18 protein-coding genes and 1 pseudogene are annotated in these 17,948 nt (G+C 63.6%); 10 read left to right on the top strand and 9 right to left on the bottom strand.

Going from position 1 to position 17,948, the window contains the following annotated elements:
- Positions 1–131: 131 nt before the first annotated feature.
- The 3 genes from waaC to rfaD are packed head-to-tail and all read right to left on the bottom strand — an operon-like array spanning position 132 to position 3,033.
- Positions 132–1,106 carry a lipopolysaccharide heptosyltransferase I gene (waaC, locus tag LB525_RS01650; protein WP_224543142.1) on the bottom strand — a complete coding sequence of 325 codons (975 nt, stop codon included), beginning with the start codon at positions 1,104–1,106 and terminating at the stop codon, positions 132–134.
- The gene (gene waaF, locus LB525_RS01645; RefSeq protein ID WP_224543141.1) at positions 1,103–2,110 is read right to left on the bottom strand and encodes a lipopolysaccharide heptosyltransferase II; all 1,008 of its coding nucleotides are present in this window, start codon (positions 2,108–2,110) and stop codon (positions 1,103–1,105) included. Before waaF ends, waaC begins: the two co-directional genes overlap by 4 nt.
- A complete protein-coding gene (gene rfaD / locus LB525_RS01640; protein ID WP_224543140.1) occupies positions 2,086–3,033 on the bottom strand; it encodes an ADP-glyceromanno-heptose 6-epimerase in 948 nt (315 codons plus the stop codon). The genes waaF and rfaD overlap by 25 nt, the downstream gene beginning before the upstream one ends.
- Before the next feature lie 141 nt (positions 3,034–3,174).
- Between rfaD and LB525_RS01635 the strand changes: the two genes are divergently transcribed.
- The 6 genes from LB525_RS01635 (at position 3,175) to LB525_RS01610 (ending at position 7,313) form a co-directional block, all read left to right on the top strand.
- Entirely contained in the window at positions 3,175–3,411 is a 237-nt protein-coding gene (locus LB525_RS01635) for a type II toxin-antitoxin system Phd/YefM family antitoxin (RefSeq protein WP_217575619.1), read from the top strand.
- On the top strand, positions 3,404–3,817 hold the full coding sequence (locus LB525_RS01630; RefSeq protein ID WP_224543139.1) for a hypothetical protein: 414 nt from the start codon (positions 3,404–3,406) through the stop codon (positions 3,815–3,817). Before LB525_RS01635 ends, LB525_RS01630 begins: the two co-directional genes overlap by 8 nt.
- Positions 3,818–3,847: 30 nt before the next feature.
- Entirely contained in the window at positions 3,848–4,480 is a 633-nt protein-coding gene (locus tag LB525_RS01625; RefSeq protein ID WP_224543522.1) for a LysE family translocator, read from the top strand.
- A 152-nt stretch (positions 4,481–4,632) separates the two neighbouring features.
- Entirely contained in the window at positions 4,633–6,117 is a 1,485-nt protein-coding gene (gene rfaE1, locus LB525_RS01620; RefSeq protein WP_224543138.1) for a D-glycero-beta-D-manno-heptose-7-phosphate kinase, read from the top strand.
- Between the two features lie 7 nt (positions 6,118–6,124).
- Positions 6,125–6,697 carry an SIS domain-containing protein gene (locus LB525_RS01615; protein ID WP_224543137.1) on the top strand — a complete coding sequence of 191 codons (573 nt, stop codon included), beginning with the start codon at positions 6,125–6,127 and terminating at the stop codon, positions 6,695–6,697.
- Entirely contained in the window at positions 6,690–7,313 is a 624-nt protein-coding gene (locus LB525_RS01610; protein ID WP_224543136.1) for an HAD family hydrolase, read from the top strand. The genes LB525_RS01615 and LB525_RS01610 overlap by 8 nt, the downstream gene beginning before the upstream one ends.
- A 68-nt stretch (positions 7,314–7,381) precedes the next feature.
- Here the strand turns inward: LB525_RS01610 and LB525_RS01605 are convergent, their stop codons facing one another.
- Entirely contained in the window at positions 7,382–7,858 is a 477-nt protein-coding gene (locus tag LB525_RS01605; RefSeq protein WP_040989590.1) for an Lrp/AsnC family transcriptional regulator, read from the bottom strand.
- Positions 7,859–8,135: 277 nt separating this feature from the next.
- Between LB525_RS01605 and trxB the strand changes: the two genes are divergently transcribed.
- Together trxB and LB525_RS01595 are read left to right on the top strand one after the other, a co-directional pair.
- On the top strand, positions 8,136–9,110 hold the full coding sequence (gene trxB / locus LB525_RS01600; RefSeq protein ID WP_095766581.1) for a thioredoxin-disulfide reductase: 975 nt from the start codon (positions 8,136–8,138) through the stop codon (positions 9,108–9,110).
- A gap of 71 nt (positions 9,111–9,181) precedes the next feature.
- Entirely contained in the window at positions 9,182–10,078 is an 897-nt protein-coding gene (locus LB525_RS01595) for a LysR family transcriptional regulator (RefSeq protein ID WP_095766582.1), read from the top strand.
- Positions 10,079–10,224: 146 nt separating this feature from the next.
- On the opposite strand, the gene LB525_RS01590 is transcribed toward LB525_RS01595, so the two are convergent.
- The 3 genes from LB525_RS01590 to LB525_RS01580 all read right to left on the bottom strand — a co-directional run bounded on the left by LB525_RS01590 (position 10,225) and on the right by LB525_RS01580 (position 14,746).
- Positions 10,225–10,722 (bottom strand): methyltransferase family protein, encoded by a 498-nt coding sequence (locus LB525_RS01590; RefSeq protein WP_224543520.1) that lies wholly within the window; start codon positions 10,720–10,722, stop codon positions 10,225–10,227.
- 797 nt (positions 10,723–11,519) lie between these two features.
- Positions 11,520–13,568 carry an elongation factor G gene (locus tag LB525_RS01585; protein WP_224543135.1) on the bottom strand — a complete coding sequence of 683 codons (2,049 nt, stop codon included), beginning with the start codon at positions 13,566–13,568 and terminating at the stop codon, positions 11,520–11,522.
- Between the two features lie 320 nt (positions 13,569–13,888).
- On the bottom strand, positions 13,889–14,746 hold the full coding sequence (locus tag LB525_RS01580) for an alpha/beta fold hydrolase (protein WP_224543134.1): 858 nt from the start codon (positions 14,744–14,746) through the stop codon (positions 13,889–13,891).
- Between the two features lie 122 nt (positions 14,747–14,868).
- Between LB525_RS01580 and LB525_RS01575 the strand changes: the two genes are divergently transcribed.
- Positions 14,869–15,447 (top strand): methyltransferase family protein, encoded by a 579-nt coding sequence (locus LB525_RS01575; RefSeq protein ID WP_224543133.1) that lies wholly within the window; start codon positions 14,869–14,871, stop codon positions 15,445–15,447.
- Positions 15,448–15,456: 9 nt separating this feature from the next.
- On the opposite strand, the pseudogene LB525_RS01570 reads toward LB525_RS01575, so the two are convergent.
- Positions 15,457–15,594: pseudogene (locus LB525_RS01570) on the bottom strand (aspartate transaminase); the annotation flags it as partial.
- A 99-nt stretch (positions 15,595–15,693) separates the two neighbouring features.
- Positions 15,694–17,223: a putative bifunctional diguanylate cyclase/phosphodiesterase gene (locus LB525_RS01565; protein WP_224543132.1), complete on the bottom strand. Its 1,530-nt coding sequence runs from the start codon at positions 17,221–17,223 to the stop codon at positions 15,694–15,696.
- A 298-nt stretch (positions 17,224–17,521) separates the two neighbouring features.
- Between LB525_RS01565 and LB525_RS01560 the strand changes: the two genes are divergently transcribed.
- Positions 17,522–17,917, top strand: a complete 396-nt coding sequence (locus LB525_RS01560) for a cupin domain-containing protein (protein WP_224543131.1) — start codon at positions 17,522–17,524, stop codon at positions 17,915–17,917.
- Positions 17,918–17,948: the final 31 nt, after the last annotated feature.

The raw sequence follows: 17,948 nt of genomic DNA, 5'->3' as shown, positions 1-17,948 counted from the left end.
GATAATTCTACTCTGGCGGCCGACTAGCGTAGTTTTCTGCGCTTCCGGTGCTCACGTACTTTAAGTACGCTCCGCTCCGGTTCTCGAAAACTACGCCATTCGACTCGCCAGAGCGAATTCTGAAAAGGTCCTCACGCTGGCGCCTTTGAACTGAGCGCCAGCAGCCGCTCAGCCTCCATCATCACCTCAGCCGGCGTGACCCTGCCGCCCGCAGGCGCAAGCAAGGTCGATGCGAAAGGCCCGCGCGGGCCGGTGAGACCGGGTTCCGTCGCCAGGAAGACGGCGACCGTCGGCCGGCCGAAGGCGCTGGCGAGGTGGGTGAGGCCGGTATCGGCGCCGATGACGAGCGTCGAATGGCCCAGGATCGCGGCGATCTCGGCGAGCGGCGATTTCGCAACCACCACCGTCCCTGGCACCGCAGTGGCAACGGCTTCCGCCACATTCTTTTCCGCCTCATTCGACCAAGTGACCACTGGTGTGAACTGCCGGTCGGCCAGTCGGCGCGCGGTTTCGATCCAGTCCTCGACCGGCCATTTCTTGTCCTCGCGGCTGGTGCCGTGCAGCAGGAAGGCGGTCTGCCCGTCGATGCCAGGCAGGTTGCCCGCCGGCGGCACGATACCTGAGCGAAGCGTCGACAGGTCGGGCTGATAGCCAAGCGCCAGCCCGAACAGCCGTCTGGTGCGCTCGATGGCGTGCAGGTCGCGCGGCACGGCGTATCGGTGTCGATAAAACAGCGTCGCCGACGGCTCGCGGGCGCTCGCCCGATCGAAGCCGGCAATCGGCGCGCCGGCCTGGATCGCGACCAGGGCCGATTTCAATAAGCCCTGCGCATCGATGACCAGATCGTAGCGGGAGGCGCGGAGCGCTCCGCGCAGTCCGGCCATCTCGCGCCACGTGGCTCCGTCGAGAAGCCGCTTGCGCCAGCGCCGGACCGCCACCTTGTGAATGGTGCCGATCGCCGGATGCAGAGCCACGATGCCGGCAAACGGCTCCTCCACGCACCAATCGAAATCTATATCGGGGCGATTGCGCACCGCGTCCTCGAGCGCGGGAAACGTGTGGATGACATCGCCCATCGACGATGTCTTGACGATCAGCACCTTCATGCCGCTGCCGGAACCTTCAGCAAGCGGTCGGCCGCGGCGGTGACGCGCGCGACGTCGAGCGTGTTCAGGCAGTTGAGATGGCCAAGCGGGCAGACCTTCTTGTGGCAGGGCGAGCAGGACAGATGCAGCCAGATCAGCTCGGAGCGCTCGCTGAGAGGCGGCGTGTTATCCGGCGAGGTCGAACCGTAGACGGCAACGATCGGCGTGCCGACGGCGGCGGCGACATGCATCAGCCCGCTGTCGTTCGAGACCGCAAGCTTCGCCGCGGCGATCAGGTCGATGGCGTCCTCGAGGCGTGTCTTGCCGGCAAGGTCGACGGCGCCCGGCGCAAGGGCTGCAATCTCGCCGGTCACGTCGGCATCGTTCTTCGAGCCGAGCAGCGCGACGCCCAAGCCCTTGGCCATCATGTCTCGGGCCAGCCCGGCATAGCGATCGCTCGGCCAGCGTTTTGCCGGGCCGAATTCGGCGCCGGGCATGAGCGCCACAAATTTCTTCCCGGTCAGCCCGAAGCGCACCAGCAGATCGGCCTGGTTGGCCTTGTCGACGGTAAGACGCGGCGCGCGAAAAGTGCCGCCGCGCGCGAGGCCGAAATAGGCGCGTGCGGTGCGCCGTTTCAGCGCTTCGGGCAGGGGTACGACATCCGTCAGCAGGCCGTAGCGCATCTCACGCAGATTGCCGACGCGATGTGGGATGCGGGCGAAGAACGGGATCAGCGCCGATTTCCAGCTCCCCGGCAGCACATAGGCCATGTCGTAGCGGCCGCGCAGCAGGCGGCCGAAGCGCCTGCGGCTGCGGAACTCGAGCGCTCCCGGCATCAACGGAAAGTCGATCTGGCTGCGTATCTCGGGCATGCGCTTGACCAGCGGGGCCGCCCATGCCGGCGCCAGCACGTCGATGGCCGCGTTCGGATGTTTTTCCTTCAGCGCCGCAAACAGGCACTGCGCCATGACCATGTCGCCCACCCAGCGTGGGCCGATCACTAGGATCGTTGGGCCTTCAGCCATTCGACATAGTCCCTGACGCCGGTTTCGACTGTGCGGAATTGGCCATTGTAGCCGGCCGCGCGCAAGCGGGACATATCAGCCTGCGTGAAACTCTGGTAGCTGCCCTTGAGATGGTCGGGGAAGGGGATGAATTCAATCTCGCCCTTGCCCAGGGTGTCGATCACCGTCTCGGCAATCGCCCGGAACGGCTGGGCGCGGCCGGTGCCGCAATTGAAGATGCCGCTCGCGGCGCGCTTCCACAGCCACAGATTGACGTCGGCCACATCGCCGACATGAATGAAGTCGCGGCTCTGCTCGCCGGGTCCGAAGTCGCCATAGGCGCCGAACAGCTTCGGGTTTTCGCCACGCTCGACCTGGTTGAACAGATGGAAGGCGACCGAGGCCATGGCGCCCTTATGCGCCTCGCGCGGCCCATAGACATTGAAATAGCGCAGGCCCGCCACTTGCGAATGATCGGTATCGAAGACGTTGCGGCGGACGTAGTCGTCGAACAACTTCTTCGAATAGGCATAGACGTTGAGGGGACGCTCGAACTCGGGCTCCTCGCGAAACTCGCTGCCGCCGCCATAGACCGAAGCCGACGAGGCGTAGAGGAAGGGCACGCGCAGCTTCAGGCAGGCATGCAGCAGCCGTTTCGAATAGGCGTAGTTCACCTCCATCATGAACTTGCCGTTCCACTCTGTGGTGGTCGAGCAGGCGCCTTGATGGAAGACGGCTTCGATGCGACCGAGCGCGCCGTCCTCGAGCCGGGCGAGAAAATCGTCCTTGTCGAAATAGTCGGCGATGCGAAGGTCGGCAAGGTTGGCGATCTTGTGGCCGTCGGTGAGATCGTCGACGACGACGATGTCGTCATGGCCCTCGGCATTGAGAGCGGCGACGATGTTGGAGCCGATCATGCCGGCGCCGCCCGTGACGATGATCATGATGGCCTCTGCTGCTTGCGATTCCGGCTCTTATAGGGGAGGCCAGTCGGGCTGTCGACAAAGCAGGCATCGTCCCGTCTTAGGTCGTTGAGCTTGTCTATTTCGTCTGTTTTGCCTATTTTGTACAAGATGGAGGACTTCATGAAGCAATACCCGTCTACTGATCTGAAACAAAATCTCGGTGATGTGCTTGCGGCCGCGAGCCAGCAGCCTGTCTCCATTACCCGTCACAACAAGCCGAGATATGTCCTAATGAGCATCGAGGCCTACGAGGCTCGCTTTGCCAACGACAGCCGTCGCGCTTACGCTGCCAAGGATGCTCCGTCAGACCATGTCGAGATGCTTGAGGAGTACGCTGCGGAGTTGGATCGTGATTAAGCCGGTTGCCGCCGACGTCTGGCGATATCCATATCTTTGGTATCGGCAGCATGGAGACGGCGAGACCGAAGGCCGCAAGAGACGGCCCGTTGCCTTCGTGGCCGTCCTTCCCGGGAAAGCCGGCGGCACGAACCTCTTCATCCTCGCAATCACCTCTACGCAACCGGGTCGCGATCGTGTTGCCGTTTCCGTTCCGGAAATCGAACGCCGCCGCGCCGGCCTTGACCCTATTCCTCTTTGGGTCATAGTCGACGAATACAATCACGATATCCTGGAATCGTCAGCCTATTTCGAGCCGGGCGCGCGCATCGGCGCGTTCAGTCCGTCATTCCACAAGAAAGTCATGGCTGCTTTCATTGCGGTTGTCCGCAAAGGTCAATCCAAAGCCATCCCGCGTGCGGACTGAACAGGCTGCGACCGGATCATGAGGGACAAGATGCCGTCGACCGAACTGCTCATCGCTTTTTTCGCCACCACCGCGGTCTTCGCCTATATCCCTGGCCCCGCCATGCTCTACGCCGCTGCGCAGACAATGGCGCGCGGGCGCTGGTCTGGGCTGACGGCGGCACTCGGCATCCATCTCGGCGGCTATGTGCATGTCTTCGCGGCCGCTGCCGGCCTGTCCGTCCTGTTTCACGCCGTGCCGCCGCTGTACCTGGCGGTCAAGCTGATCGGCGCGCTTTATCTGGTCTGGCTCGGCGTTGCCATGTTCCGCAAACGGACGGACGGCGATATGGCTCTGCCCGCCATCGAGCGGAAATCGGCCCGGCGCGCCTTTTTCGAAAGCATCACCGTCGAGGTGCTCAATCCGAAGACGGCGATCTTCTTCATGGCGTTCCTGCCGCAATTCATCGATGCTTCGGCGGCGTTTCCGGTCTGGCTGCAGTTCGTCGTGCTTGGAACCATCGTCAACCTGATGTTCTCCTCCGCCGACGTCATGTGCGTATTCCTTGCCGGCGCGATGATAGCGCGGCTGCGGCGTTCGGGACGCGCGCAGCGCCTGATGCAGCGAGCGGGCGGCGCCGTGCTGGTCGGCCTCGGCGTCCACGTCGCCCTGCAGAGGAGCTGATTGCCAACCCGGCTCCGGCTAAGGTCCGCGCCGGGCTGCCGTTGCGCTCGCCCGAATTGCGGTATATCGGCATCGCTTTGAACAGCCCGCGCCACAATTCCGGCGCTGAAACCTAATCAAGTCCGGCCGTCTTCAGGCATAGCTCGAGCGAGATGATCAAGCACCATCTGCCTTCTCCGGAACCTTTGCATCGCACCATCGCCCGGTTCGGCGACGTCACCGTACTGGTGGTGGGCGATTTCATCCTGGACCGTTTCGTCAGCGGGGTGATCGAGCGCATCTCGCCGGAAGCTCCCATTCCCGTGCTGCATGGAAAGGGCGAGGCGTTGAACATCGGCGGCGCCGGCAATGTCGTCTCCAACATCGTTTCGTTGGGCGCGGCCGCCATTCCCGTCTCGGTGATCGGTGCCGACCAGGCCGGCGACAATCTGATGCGCATGCTCAGCGAGATCGGCGTCGATACCGACGGGCTCCTGCAGCGCCAGGACCGCATGACCTCGTCGAAAAGCCGCTTCAGCGCGCTCAACCAGCAGGTGCTGCGGTTCGACGAGGAAGAGATCAAGCCGCTCACCGGGGCCGAGCGGGCGAAGCTCATCGATCATTTCCAGGCGGCGCTTGGCCGCGCCGACATCGTCATCCTCTCCGATTACGGCAAGGGCATCCTGCTCGACGGCGTCGCCGGCGAGCTGATCGCGATCTGCCGAGATGCCGGCAAGCCGGTGCTGGTCGATCCGAAGGGACGCGACTATGCGCGCTACGCCGGCGCCACGGCTGTGACGCCGAACCGCAAGGAGCTTGGCGAGGCGGTCGGGCGCAAGGTCTTCGGCAATGACGAGATCGTGGCGGCGGCGCGCGACCTGATCGCCACGCATGATTTCGAGTTCATCGTCGCCACGCGCAGCGAGAAGGGCATGAGCGTGGTCTCCGCCGAGGACGCCCGCCACATTTCCACCCAGGCGCGCGAAGTCTTCGACGTCTCCGGTGCCGGCGATACAGTCATCGCGAGTTTCGCGCTGTCGCTCGCCGCCGGCGCCGACCGGGTGCATGCCGCGGTCATCGCCAACGCGGCCGGCGGCGTGGTGGTCGGCAAGCGCGGCACGGCGCGGCTCAACGTCGAGGAGCTATCCGGCGCGCTGTTCCGCTCGCACGGGCCGACCGGCCATCAGGACGCCATCCTCGATTTCAATGCCGCGGCCAGGATGGTCGCTGCCTGGAAGGAAGAGGGGCTGACCGTGGGCTTCACCAATGGCTGCTTCGACATCCTGCATGCCGGCCATGTCAGCCTGCTGCATGCCGCGCGCAGCCAGTGCGACCGGCTGGTGCTCGGTCTCAACAGCGACGCCTCGGTGCACCGGCTGAAAGGGCCGGGGCGCCCGGTCAACAACCAGCATGACCGCGCCTGCGTGCTGGCAGCACTTGCCTCTGTCGATGCGGTCGTCGTCTTCGAGGAGGACACGCCGCTGAAGCTGATCGAGGCGCTTCTGCCGGACATTCTGGTCAAGGGCGCGGATTACACGGTCGAGACCGTGGTCGGCGCCGATGTCGTGCAGAAGGCGGGCGGGCGCGTGGTGCTGGTCGATCTCGTCGCCGGCAAGAGCACGACGAACACGATCGGCAAGCTGCGTGCCGCAAACTGAGGATCTCATGTCCGATTTGAACGACTACCTGGTCCGCTCCGCGGCGGCTATCTCGGCGATGGTCGAGCGCGACCTCACCGATGAGATGGAGCGCGCGGTGAGCACCGTGGTGACGGCGCTGTCGCAAGGCAAGGCGCTGCTGATCTGCGGCAATGGCGGCTCGGCGAGCGACGCCATCCACATCGCCGGCGAACTGGTCGGCCGCTTCCTGAAGGAGCGCAAGGCCTACAACGTCATCGCGCTGCCGGCCAACGCCGCGGTGCTGACCGCCTGGGGCAATGATTACGGCTTCGACACCGTGTTCTCGCGCCAGGTCGAGGCGCATGGATCGGAAGGCGCGGTGCTGCTCGCCATTTCCACCAGCGGCAATTCGCCAAGCATCCTTGCCGCCGCCGAGCAGGCGCGGGCGATGGGCATGACGGTGATCAGCCTGACCGGCGAGACCGGCGGCAAGCTCAAGCCGCTGACCGATATCCTGCTCAACGTGCCGTCGACCTCGACGCCGATCATCCAACAGGGGCATTTGTGCCTCTATCACCATCTGTGCGAGGCTGTCGAAGCGCGTCTCAGCAATGGCTGAGAGCGAAGGCTTTCCGCTGGCCGAGCCGGGCCTTTGGGTCGAGCGGCTCGGTGACAGGACGTTTCCGGCCGGCCGGCCGGCGCTGTTCCTCGATCGTGACGGCACCATCAATGTCGATACCGGCTATCCAGACGATCCGGCGACCATGGTGCTGCGCGATGGCATCGCGCCAGTCATCGAGGCCGCGAACGTGCACGGTATTCCGGCCATTGTCGTCAGCAACCAGTCCGGCATCGCGCGCGGCTATTTCGGCTGGGACGCGTTCGCGCGGGTCAATGGGCGCGTGCTCGAGCTGCTGGCCGAGCAAAACGCGTTTGTCGACATGGTGCTGGCTTGCGCCTATCACGAAGCCGGTTCAGGTCCTCTCGCCATTACCGATCACCCGATGCGCAAGCCCAATCCGGGCATGCTGCTGGAGGCGGGCCGCCGCCTCGGCCTCGACCTAAAGCGATCGCTGATCGTCGGCGACAAGCCGGCCGACATGGAAGCTGGTCGGCGCGCCGGCCTCATACGTGGCTGGCTCGTCGACGGCGAAGCCTCGATGATAAGCGGGCTTTCGGTTTCGCGGTTCGCCACGGACCTTGAGGGACTGCTTGCCGCGATACGGTCGCTCTGATCGCGGATTGATTCAAAACCCGGTGCTAAGGCCTAGTTCGCGCGGGCGAATTTCTGGAAGCCGGCACATTAAGTTGGAAAAGCGACAAGCCCTTCGTCTTTGACCCGGCGGATCGTCAAAGCGGTGCGTACCGTGTCCACATTCGGGGCCGAGGCCAGTTCCTCGATGACGAAGGTCTGGAAGGTGCCGAGGTCGCTCGCCACGCAGTGCAGCAGGAAATCGGATTCGCCCGAAACCATCCAGGCATCGCGCACGATCGGCCAGCCGCGCGTGCGTTCGGCGAAGGTCTTCAGCTCGGCATCGGCCTGATGATGCAGGCCGATCAGGCAGAAGGCGACGACATCCATGCCGAGCGCCGGCGCGTTCAGCAGCGCGCGGTAACCGCGGATGATGCCGGCCTCTTCCAGCCGCCTGACACGGCGCAGGCAGGGCGGCGCCGAAATGCCGACCCGGTTGGACAATTCGACATTGGTCATGCGGCCGTCGCCCTGCAGTTCGCGCAGGATCTTCCAGTCGATGGCATCGAGGTCGGCTTTGAGCGGCATGGACGGCTTTCGCGCAAGAATCTTTCGCGATTTTGTAATTTGGTTTCGCCTGGGAGGCCATCCCTTTACGATGATTTTCTCCTTCTTTTGATGCATGCGGTGATGCCAGAGCCGCGCGTACCTCCGGACGACATGCATCGGTGAGGGGCGGCGATATGCCCGATATGCGAGGAACGAAGCTTTCCGGGGACGAAAGCCAACTTGCCTTGCTGGTCTCACGGGCAACACTTACATTACCCGCGACAAACCACGGCTTCGCGCCGCAGGGGACTTTTTCATGAACACCAAACACGCGCCCGTTCTTATCATCGGTTCCGGCCCGGCCGGCTACACGGCGGCGGTCTATGCCGCGCGCGCCATGCTGAAGCCGATGCTGGTCGCCGGCCTGCAGCAGGGCGGCCAATTGATGATCACCACCGACGTGGAAAACTATCCGGGCTTCGCCGATCCGATCCAGGGTCCGTGGCTGATGGAGCAGATGCTCAAGCAGGCCGAGCATGTCGGCACCGACATCATCAACGACATCATCACCGAGGTCGATCTCAATGTGCGGCCATTCCGCGCCACAGGCGATTCCGGCACCGTCTACACCGCGGACGCGCTGATCATTGCCACGGGCGCGCAGGCGAAGTGGCTGGGCATCCCGTCGGAGCAGACCTTCATGGGGTTCGGCGTTTCGGCCTGCGCGACCTGCGACGGCTTCTTCTATCGCGGCAAGGACGTCGCGGTGGTGGGCGGCGGCAATTCGGCGGTCGAGGAGGCGCTCTATCTGTCGAACCTCGCCAAGAGCGTCACCGTCATCCACCGGCGCGGCGATTTCCGCGCCGAGCGCATCCTGCGCGAGCGACTGCTCAAGAGGGACAATGTCCGCGTCATCTGGGACACGGTCGTCGACGAGATCACCGGACGGCCGGGCAAGGCGCCGCTGCCGCCCTCGGTCGAGGGCCTGACGCTGCGCAATGTCGTGACCGGCCAGGAATCGAAGCTGCCGGTCGACGGCGTGTTCGTCGCCATCGGCCATGCGCCGGCGGTCGAGCTCTTCGCGGGCAAGCTGAAGCAGAAGCCGAACGGCTATCTGTGGACGGCGCCCGATTCCACCCGCACCGACGTGCCCGGCGTGTTCGCCGCCGGCGACGTCACCGACGACGTCTACCGCCAGGCGGTGACGGCGGCCGGGCTTGGCTGCATGGCGGCGCTCGAGGCGGAAAAATATCTGGCGGGCATCGAGGTTCACCGCGAAGCGGCGGAATGACAATCGGCTGAAAAGAGCCGTTTAAAAGCCTGATTTTTCATTCAGACGCCAAAGGCAACGCGAGGGGAATCATGGCGCTGGACTGGGACAAGCTACGCGTATTTCACGCAGCGGCGGAGGCTGGGTCGTTCACCCATGCCGCCGAGACGCTGCATCTGTCGCAATCGGCCATTTCGCGGCAGGTCAGCGCGCTTGAGCACGACGTCGGCGTTGCACTGTTCCACCGCCATGCGCGCGGCCTGGTGCTGACCGAGCAAGGCGAGATGCTGTTCCGCACGGCGCATGACGTGCTGATGAAGCTGGAAACCATCAAGACGCGGCTGACCGAAACCAAGGATCGGCCGTCGGGCGTGCTCAGGGTGACGACCACGGTCGGCCTGGGCGCCGGCTGGCTGACCGAGCGCGTGCAGGAATTCATTGAGCTCTATCCCGAGATCAGCCTGCAGCTGATCCTGGCCAATGAGGAGCTCGATCTCACCATGCGCCAGGCCGATTGCGCGATCCGGCTGCGCCAGCCACAGCAGCCCGACCTTATCCAGCGCCGGCTGTTCACGGTGCATTTCCACCTCTATGCGGCGCCGTCCTATATCGCCAAGTTCGGCAGGCCGGCCTCGATCGCCGAGCTCAGGAACCACCGCATCGTCACTTTCGGCCTGCCGGTGCCCTCGCATCTGTCGGAGCTGAACTGGCTGGAGACGGTCGGCGATTTCGAGGGCGGGCAGCGGGTGCCGACGCTGCAGATCAACGACATCCTGTCGATCAAGCGGGCAGTGCAGGGCGGCGCCGGCATCGCCATGCTGCCGGACTACGTGATCAACAAGGACACGAATCTGGTGCAGCTGCTGCCGGAGACCGAGGTGCCGTCCTTCGACACCTATTTCGCCTATCCCGACGCGATGAAGAACCAGGCGAAGCTGCATGTGTTTCGCGACTTTATCATCGCCAAGGCGCGCAGCTGGTCTTACTGAATATTCAGGTGAGGCCGGCCTGCGAACGGCAGGCTCCTGCGCTTCCGGTACTCACGTACTGAAGTACGCTCCGTTCCGGTTCTCGGAGCCTACCGTTCTCGACTCGGCCTGACCTGAATATCGGCACCCCTCTCGGAAAGGGCGGCTTATCCGCGCCAGGGTTTCAGGCGCGGCAGCCAGCCGGGCACGGCGCGGCGGTAGACCTCGTATTCTTCGCCATAGCGGTTGGCGAGCGTCGGCTCTTCATAGAGCTTGACGAAGGAGATCATCGCCGCCGCGGCGATGAGGCCGTAGACCAGCACCGCCCAACTCGAAAAGATCAGCGCCTGGCCGAGGATGATCGACAACACCGCCACATACATGGGATTGCGCACATAGCGGTAGACGCCGCCGACGACCAGTTTCTCGGTCGGCGCCACGGGAGCGGGCGTGCCCAGGCCCTCGAGGGCAAAGCGGGCGAAGGCATGAAGGAGGATGGCGGCCGCTCCGATCACAAGAATCGAGCCCACAGCCACGAAGCCAGGCAGGGCCGACAGAGGTTTGCGATAATGGTCGGTCAGCAGCCACGGCGCCAAGCCGGCGACGACGCCCGGCGCTGCGACCAGGAACAGCGCGCTGCCGGCGATTGCTGAAAAAGTTCGCATCATCGGTCTCCTGCCGTAAAAATAAACTCGGCCTGCCGAAATCGACATCATTTCGCCGACTCGCATATTTCTGAGCAAAATCGGCTCGGTTTGCTTTTAAGCAGTCGCTTTAGCGCCGGAAACGCGTCGGAATCGGCGACTTTTCTGGTCCTATGGCTTCGAGGAACAGGTTGGACCACAGCCTGCGTCTTTTTGCATGCGTGTGTTGCAAAATAGATGCTTGTTTCTTGGGCATGATGAGCACATATATAGTCGCATCTCCGGGGCGCGTTCTCCTCCCATTAGCGCCCTCGAGTGTTCCCCTCTGGAGGTTAGCCTTAATCGGCACTTCCAATCAAACTCAGCCGGATCTTTATTGATCCGGCTTTTTTGTTGCCCGCATGCCTTCGAGCCGGCAAGAAAACGACTGAATCCACCGCGTAACAGTGACATGTAACATCGGGTAACATGTCGCAGACCCACTCTATCGTTTAAGTAGACGATAGGACGCGGTTGGTCGGTTCGGGAGATGGGGGCATCACTCGAAAGACCGGGCTCAGGCAAGCACCGCGTCCGAACCTTTTTACGGATGCGGCGGACCAGCCGTTGCCTCCCAGGAACGGTCCGCAATAGGAACGGCGTCCGGATCATCCGGACGCCGCTTTCATATCTCCAGCTTTCATATCTCCAACAGAAGCCTGCCAGCAGGCCGACCTGCTCGTGCGTTTCACCGTTTCACGGAAACGGCGAACCGCACTATCTCCTTGTTCTTTCGCAATTCCGGACGGAAAACCGCTCACACTTTTCCCGGAATTGCTCTAGGCCGCTTTGCCGTTGGCGTTCATCGCTTCGTCGGCCAGCCGGCCGGTGAGCTCGGCCATGTGATCGAAAGTGGCCTTGTAGCTGGCGACGCCGGCGGTCGCCGAGCGCAGCTCGATGATCAGATCGCCGATTTCGGCCTGCGGCATGGTCGCCTCGACGACGTCCCAGCCGGGCCAGTCGGGCCTTGCGTCATAGCCGAGGATCTGGCCGCGCCGCTGCGGGATCAGCGCGATGATCTTGGAGGTCGCGTCGGAGGGCGTGACGATCTCGACCTTCATGATCGGCTCAAGCAAGACCGGCGAACAGGCGGCCATGCCTTCCTTCATCGCGAGCTTCGCCGCCATCTGGAAGGCCATGTCGGAGGAATCGACCGCGTGGTAGGAACCATCCGACAGATTGACGGCGACATCGACGACCGGAAAGCCGAGCGGGCCTGTCTTCAGATAGTCGCGAATGCCGGTCTCCACCGATTGGATATAGGTTTTCGGCACCACGCCGCCGGTGATGGTGTCGGAGAACTGGAAGCCGGACCCGCGCGGCAGCGGCTTGATCTCGATCACCACGTCGCCGAACTGGCCGTGGCCGCCGGACTGCTTCTTGTGGCGGCCACGCTGTTGCGCCGATTTGCGGATCGTCTCCCGGTAAGGCACCGCCGGGGTATGGCCCTCGATCGGGATCTGGTTCTTGCCTTCGAGGCGCTCGCGCACCACGCGCAGATGCATCTCGCCGTGCCCAGACAGGACGGTCTCGGCGGAATCCTGGTTGTGGCGCAGGCTGAGCGATGGATCTTCCTCGGCAAGCCGCTGGATCGCCGCCGACATCTTGACCTCGTCCTTGCGCTCCTTGGGGCGAAGCGCGAAGGCAAAGACCGGCTGCGGCGGCTCCAGCGTGACCAATGGCCGGATGCCGCCCTTGGCCGAGCTCAGCGTCTGGCCGGTCTTGACGTTGTCGAGCTTGCCGAGCGCAACCGTGTCGCCCGCCTTGGCGGATGTCAGCTTCGACTGGTCCTTGCCGAGCATCCTGTAGATGCCGGAAACCTTCGCCGTGTCGCCGTTGGAAAGGAAGAGCTCGGCTGCGTCAGCCAATTGGCCCGAGAGCACACGCGAGACCGAAAGCTTGCCGCCATGCGCGGTGTGAATGGTCTTCATCACCTGCACCACCGTCTGGCCGTCCGGCGCGCCAAGGCGCTTCCTCGTCGCCTCGACATCCGGCGCGTCATGGCGGATGGCTTTCAACAGGCGCAGCACGCCGTTGCCCTTCTCGGCCGTGCCGATCAGCACCGGCGTCACCGCGCCGGCGCGCAGGTCGGCCGAGAGATCGTCGAAGATCGCGTCCTTCGGCGGCTCGATCTCCTCCAGCAACTGCTCCATCAGGTGATCGTCATGGTCGGCGAGCGTCTCCAGCATGGAGAAACGGGCTTCCAGCTCGCGCGCCTTGTCGTCGTTCGGGATCTCGGCAACCTGGCTCTCGGCATATTCGCGATAGATGTAGGCGCGTTCCAGCGCCAGATCGATCGAGCCGATGACGATGCCGTCCTTGCGCACCGGAATCTGGCGCAGCAGCAGCGGCACCGAGCTTGCCGGCTGCAGCATCTTCAGCGTCTCGCGCACGCCCGCGACCGCCTTGTCGACCTTGTTGAGGAACAGGATGCGCGGAATGGCGAGATCGTCGAGCTTGCGCATGATGAGCTGCAGCGCCGGGATCTTCTTCTCATCGGCCTCGGCGACGACGACCGCGAGGTCGCAAGCGGCAAGCACGGGTTCGGCCTCGAAGGCGAATTCGATGGAGCCGGGACAGTCGACGAAAGTGATCTGCTCGCCCATGAAATCGGTGGTGGCGAAGGTCGCCTCGACGCTCATGGCGTGGGCGCGTGCCTCCGGCGAATGGTCGGAAACGGTGTTGCCCGATGAAACTGGTGACTGGCGGGGAATGGCGCCCGTGCGGGCGAGGATGGCTTCGAGAAGTGTCGTTTTACCGCTTGCGAAGGGACCGACTATGGCAATGCATTTCGGTCCCGTGCGTCGTCCTCCGGCGCGAGTACCCATGGCTGAACCTCCACTCAGGCGTTTCCCAAGGAGCGATCAGCAAAAGTGGAAACCGGTTTGCGTCCGATCGCACCCTGTGCAGAGCGGCGGCCGGCCTGTTCGGCCGTCGCGGGCGGGTTTTCACCTCTTCCCAAAGCCATCGTCACACGGGTTCGACGGGAGGGCAAGGAAAATAGAATGTTCGCCGGCTTGGTTTAGGCAGGCTGCCATCTCCTGTTCGTCAGGCCGTGAGGGCAAGACCGCAGCCGCTAAAAGCCAAGCCGGCACCTGCCAATTGGGCCGTCCGCGAGAAGCCGGAATCGGAAGATGTCAATAAAGGCTCAGCCGGCCTCGGTTCGGCGCACCGGCATGGCTGCGCTCTGCTTCACTACCCTCTCCGCAAAGCGTGACAGCAGCGGATTGAACAGGTCCGGCTTTTCCCAGAAAGGTGCATGGCCGGCGCCGGATATGACATGGCACCGTTCCCACAGCGAGGCGTAGGCCACTGTCTCGAAGTAGCTCAGCCGCACAAGCGGGTCATGCTCTCCATTGATCACCGCGACCGGGAAGGGGGCATTCTCGACCACCTGCTTCTGGTCGGCGCCCTTGCCGGCAAACATGCCGAACGCCACGCCCGAGCGCAGCCTGCCGTCGGTGCGCCTTATGGCCTCGCGGAAAGACGGACTTGCGCTGCCGCCGAAGCAAAACGCCTCAAAGCGCTCGATGTCGCGTTCGGAGTAAACTTTCTTGGAGGTGAGCAGCATGTCCCAGTTGGCATGAAAGCCACGCAGCATGCCGAGCGGCCCCCTCGACACCGGCGGCGCCCCGGTCAACACCAGACCGTTCACCGCGTGATGGAAGCTGGCAAGTTCAATCGCTACATGGCCGCCAAGCGACCAGCCGAAGATGATGGCGTGGCCGATGTTGAGGGCATCGAGAAGGCGGGCTGTGATCTGGGCGAGGCCGGTGATCGTATAGGTTGCGGCCGGGTCGCGAGCATCGGAGGAGTCGCCATGGCCGGGAAGGTCGAAAGCGATCAGCCGGTGGGCATCGGCGAGCGGACTGTCAAACTGACGCGCAAAGACGGCGCGCGAACTGCCCGAGCCGTGGATCATGACGATGGGCATGCCGGAACCAGACGACTGGCTGAGGCGCAAATCAGCCTGCGGCGTACGGATTGTGCGGTCAGTGACGCTCATGCTGGATTAGATCCTCGGATGTGGCTGGTGGCCAACATCGCATCCGGGGCTCTATATCTTCTTTAAGCATGTGGTTAAGAGAGGGTTCCTGGAAATAAGCGGCCGGCGTAGCTACCGGCTGGATGGCAGCACCGGCGGAAACCCCCACGATGGAACCACTCCTCGATCTTCTTGTCTCGGTTTGCAGCATCGCGACCATTGGCCAATATGTCTGGTCGATGCGGGCGCATTTCCAATTGCAGGCCATGTTTCCAGGCGCCATGGTGATTTCGGCAGCGGTGATTGCCACGACTTTTTTCTTTCTCGCCATCCTGTGGATCCAATCGCAGCCGGTTCCGGCAAAGCTCGCCGGGCTCGCCGTCGAACTGGCAAGCTCTGCCCTCTTCTGGTGGGCGATCGTCACCTCGCGGAAGGCGCGGCTGCACTTCGCCTTCGCGCCCGATAATCCGCACAGCCTGCTGACCGGTGGCCCCTATCGCTACATCCGCCACCCTTTCTACTCGTCATACATCATCTTCTGGATTGGATGGGGGATCGCGACCTGGTCGATCTGGGCGGTGGTGCCGGTCGCCGGGATCGCCGTACTCTATGTGGTTGCGGCGCTGGGCGAAGAAAAGAAATTTTCGCGGACGCCATTGGCGGGCGATTACCAGGCCTATCGCGGTCGAGCCGGCCTGTTCTGGCCGCGGCTGGGGTGGTAGCCGACAAGTGATGCCGGAGACCGGCGGGTATTTCGTCTCGCCGCGGCGGATCGCCTCGATCGCCGCGTTCTTGATGTTGTCGGGCGTATCGAAGTCCGGCTCGCCGGCGCCGAGGCCGATCGCGTCACGACCGGCATTTTTCAGGGTTTCACCTCTTCCCAAAACCATCGTCACACAGGTTTGTCGGAGGGCAAGAAAAATAGGACGTTCGCCGGCTTGGGTTCAGCAGGCCGCCATTTTTGCTTGTCAGGCTGTGAGGGCGAGCGGTTCGCGGGCGGCGGCACATGACGCGCTTGCCTTGTCGCGCGGCGCCGGCCTGCCGAAGAAGTAGCCCTGGAAGCGGCTGCAGCCGGCCGTCCGGGCAAGCGCGAATTCCTCCGCGGTTTCGACGCCTTCCGCGACGATGGCGATGTCCTGGATGCGGGCGATCTGCGCAAGCGCAGACACGAAGATCTGCGCCACCTGGTCGTGGGCGAGGCTGCGGATGTAGGAGCGATCGATCTTGACGCTGTCGATGGGCAGCGACTTCAGGTAGTTGAAGCCGCAATGGCCGGTGCCGAAGTCGTCGAGGGCGATGTGGAAGCCGAGGCCGCGCAGTGCCTCGAGGCGCCTGAGAACCTCGGGCGTCGCGGCCGTCGCCACCGTCTCGGTGATCTCGATGATGAACTGCGACGCGGACCGGCCGGTCTCGCGCAGGACCCGGTCGCACATCGTCACGATCTCGTCGCGCTTCAGCTGCTCGCCGGAGACGTTGATCGAGATGCGCCGTCCGGGAAAATGCCCGATATCTGCGCAGGCGCGCTTGAAGACCCATTCGCCGATCATGTCGATCAGCGTCGAGCGCTCGGCGATCGGGATGAATTCCGACGGCGAGATCAAGCTGCGCACGGGATGACGCCAGCGGATCAATCCTTCCAGCGCGTCGACCGAGCCGTCGGGATCGACGATCGGCTGGTAGTGCAGTTCCAATTCGCCGAGATAGATCGCAGCGCGCAGCTCGCGTTCGACCAGCCGGCGATAGCGTTTGTCAGACAGCATCTCCTCGTCGAAAACGGTGACGCGGCCGCGGCCGCCCGCCTTGCTCTCGTAGAGCGCGAGATCGGCCAGCAGCATCAATTCAGTGCCGTTCGAAGCGTGCAACGGCGCGAGCGCGACGCCCACCGAGATCGACAGGGGAATGATCTTGCCTTCATGTCTCTTGCCGGCCCGCATCGCATGCAGCAGCCGGCGGGCGTCGTTGCCGATACTGGCGACGTCGCCATGCGGAACCATGATGCCGAACTCGTCGCCGCCGAGCCGGCCGATGACGCCGTCCTCGAAGATGCGCTGCGCTTCCGCGACCAGATGCGCCAGCGCCAGATCGCCGAACTGATGGCCGAACGTGTCGTTGAGCTGCTTGAAATGATCGAGGTCGATCAAAAGCAGGCTTGCCTGGCGGCGATTGCGCGAGCCGCTCAGCCAATCGCCCAACGCTTCGATGAAATAGCGCCGGGTCATCGCGCCTGTCATGGCATCGACAGTGAGAAAGCGATGCTTCTCGGCCTCGGCGTCCGCCGCCGATTGCAGGCGCTGGACGACGTTCGAGCGCATATACATCAACACCAAAAGCGCCATTAAGGTCGAAGTCACCGACACCGCGAGCGCGCCGGCGCGGGAGGCGTTCTCCGTCAGCGCGAAAGCCGCAAGCCCGGTGGCGGCGATGCTCATCACGAGCAACGCCTGGATGCCGCGATAGATACGGCCGCTGTGATCTTTGATTGTCGCCAAGATACTCATGTCCGCGCCCCCACAGCACGCGACATGGCTAGGACCTTAGCCGTTAAGAAACGCTGAGCTTGGCCGCTGCCTGGATCTATTCCTTTGCCGCTGAGTGGAGATCGCGATTTTATGGTTAAAAAGCAACTATTTGTGACAGTTCTCTGACATTCTAATGCTGCAATCCGCCCGCTGCGCGAATGAGAAATCGAGGTTGCCGCCCGGCAACGGCTCAAAGCCAGTTGCAACGGTCTCCCGACGAGGTGAAACTACCGCGTGAGACGCCGGGCGGGGCGCTTTGTTCGAGAGGATCTGAACGATGAAGCTCATTGCGTGCGGCAGCGTGCCGACGATCATCGCGCCGGAGACATATTTCACCGGGCGGGTGCTGCAGACGCCGATCATCGAGAAAGAGGTGCCGGCGCGGCTCAGGGCGACGCTGGTCAGCTTCGAGCCCGGCGCGCGCACCCATTGGCACACGCATCCGCTTGGACAGACGCTCTATGTCACCGCCGGCGCCGGCCTGGCGCAAAGCTGGGGCGGCCCCGTGCAGGAGATCAGGGCAGGGGATGTCGTTTCCTTCGCGCCGGGCGAAAAACACTGGCATGGCGCCGGCCGGAAAACCGCCATGACACACATCGCCATGCAGGAGGCGCTGGACGGCGTCCACGCCGACTGGCTCGAGCAGGTTTCCGACGAGCAATATGGCAGCTGAGCGGCGTCCAAGAAAAACCCGGCGCGGCGCC

The sequence above is a fragment of the Mesorhizobium sp. CA16 genome, assembly GCF_020165175.1.
Lineage (GTDB): Bacteria > Pseudomonadota > Alphaproteobacteria > Rhizobiales > Rhizobiaceae > Mesorhizobium.
The sequence above is the reverse complement of the archived record's forward strand: the minus strand, read 5'-3'. Positions and strand labels throughout refer to the sequence as shown.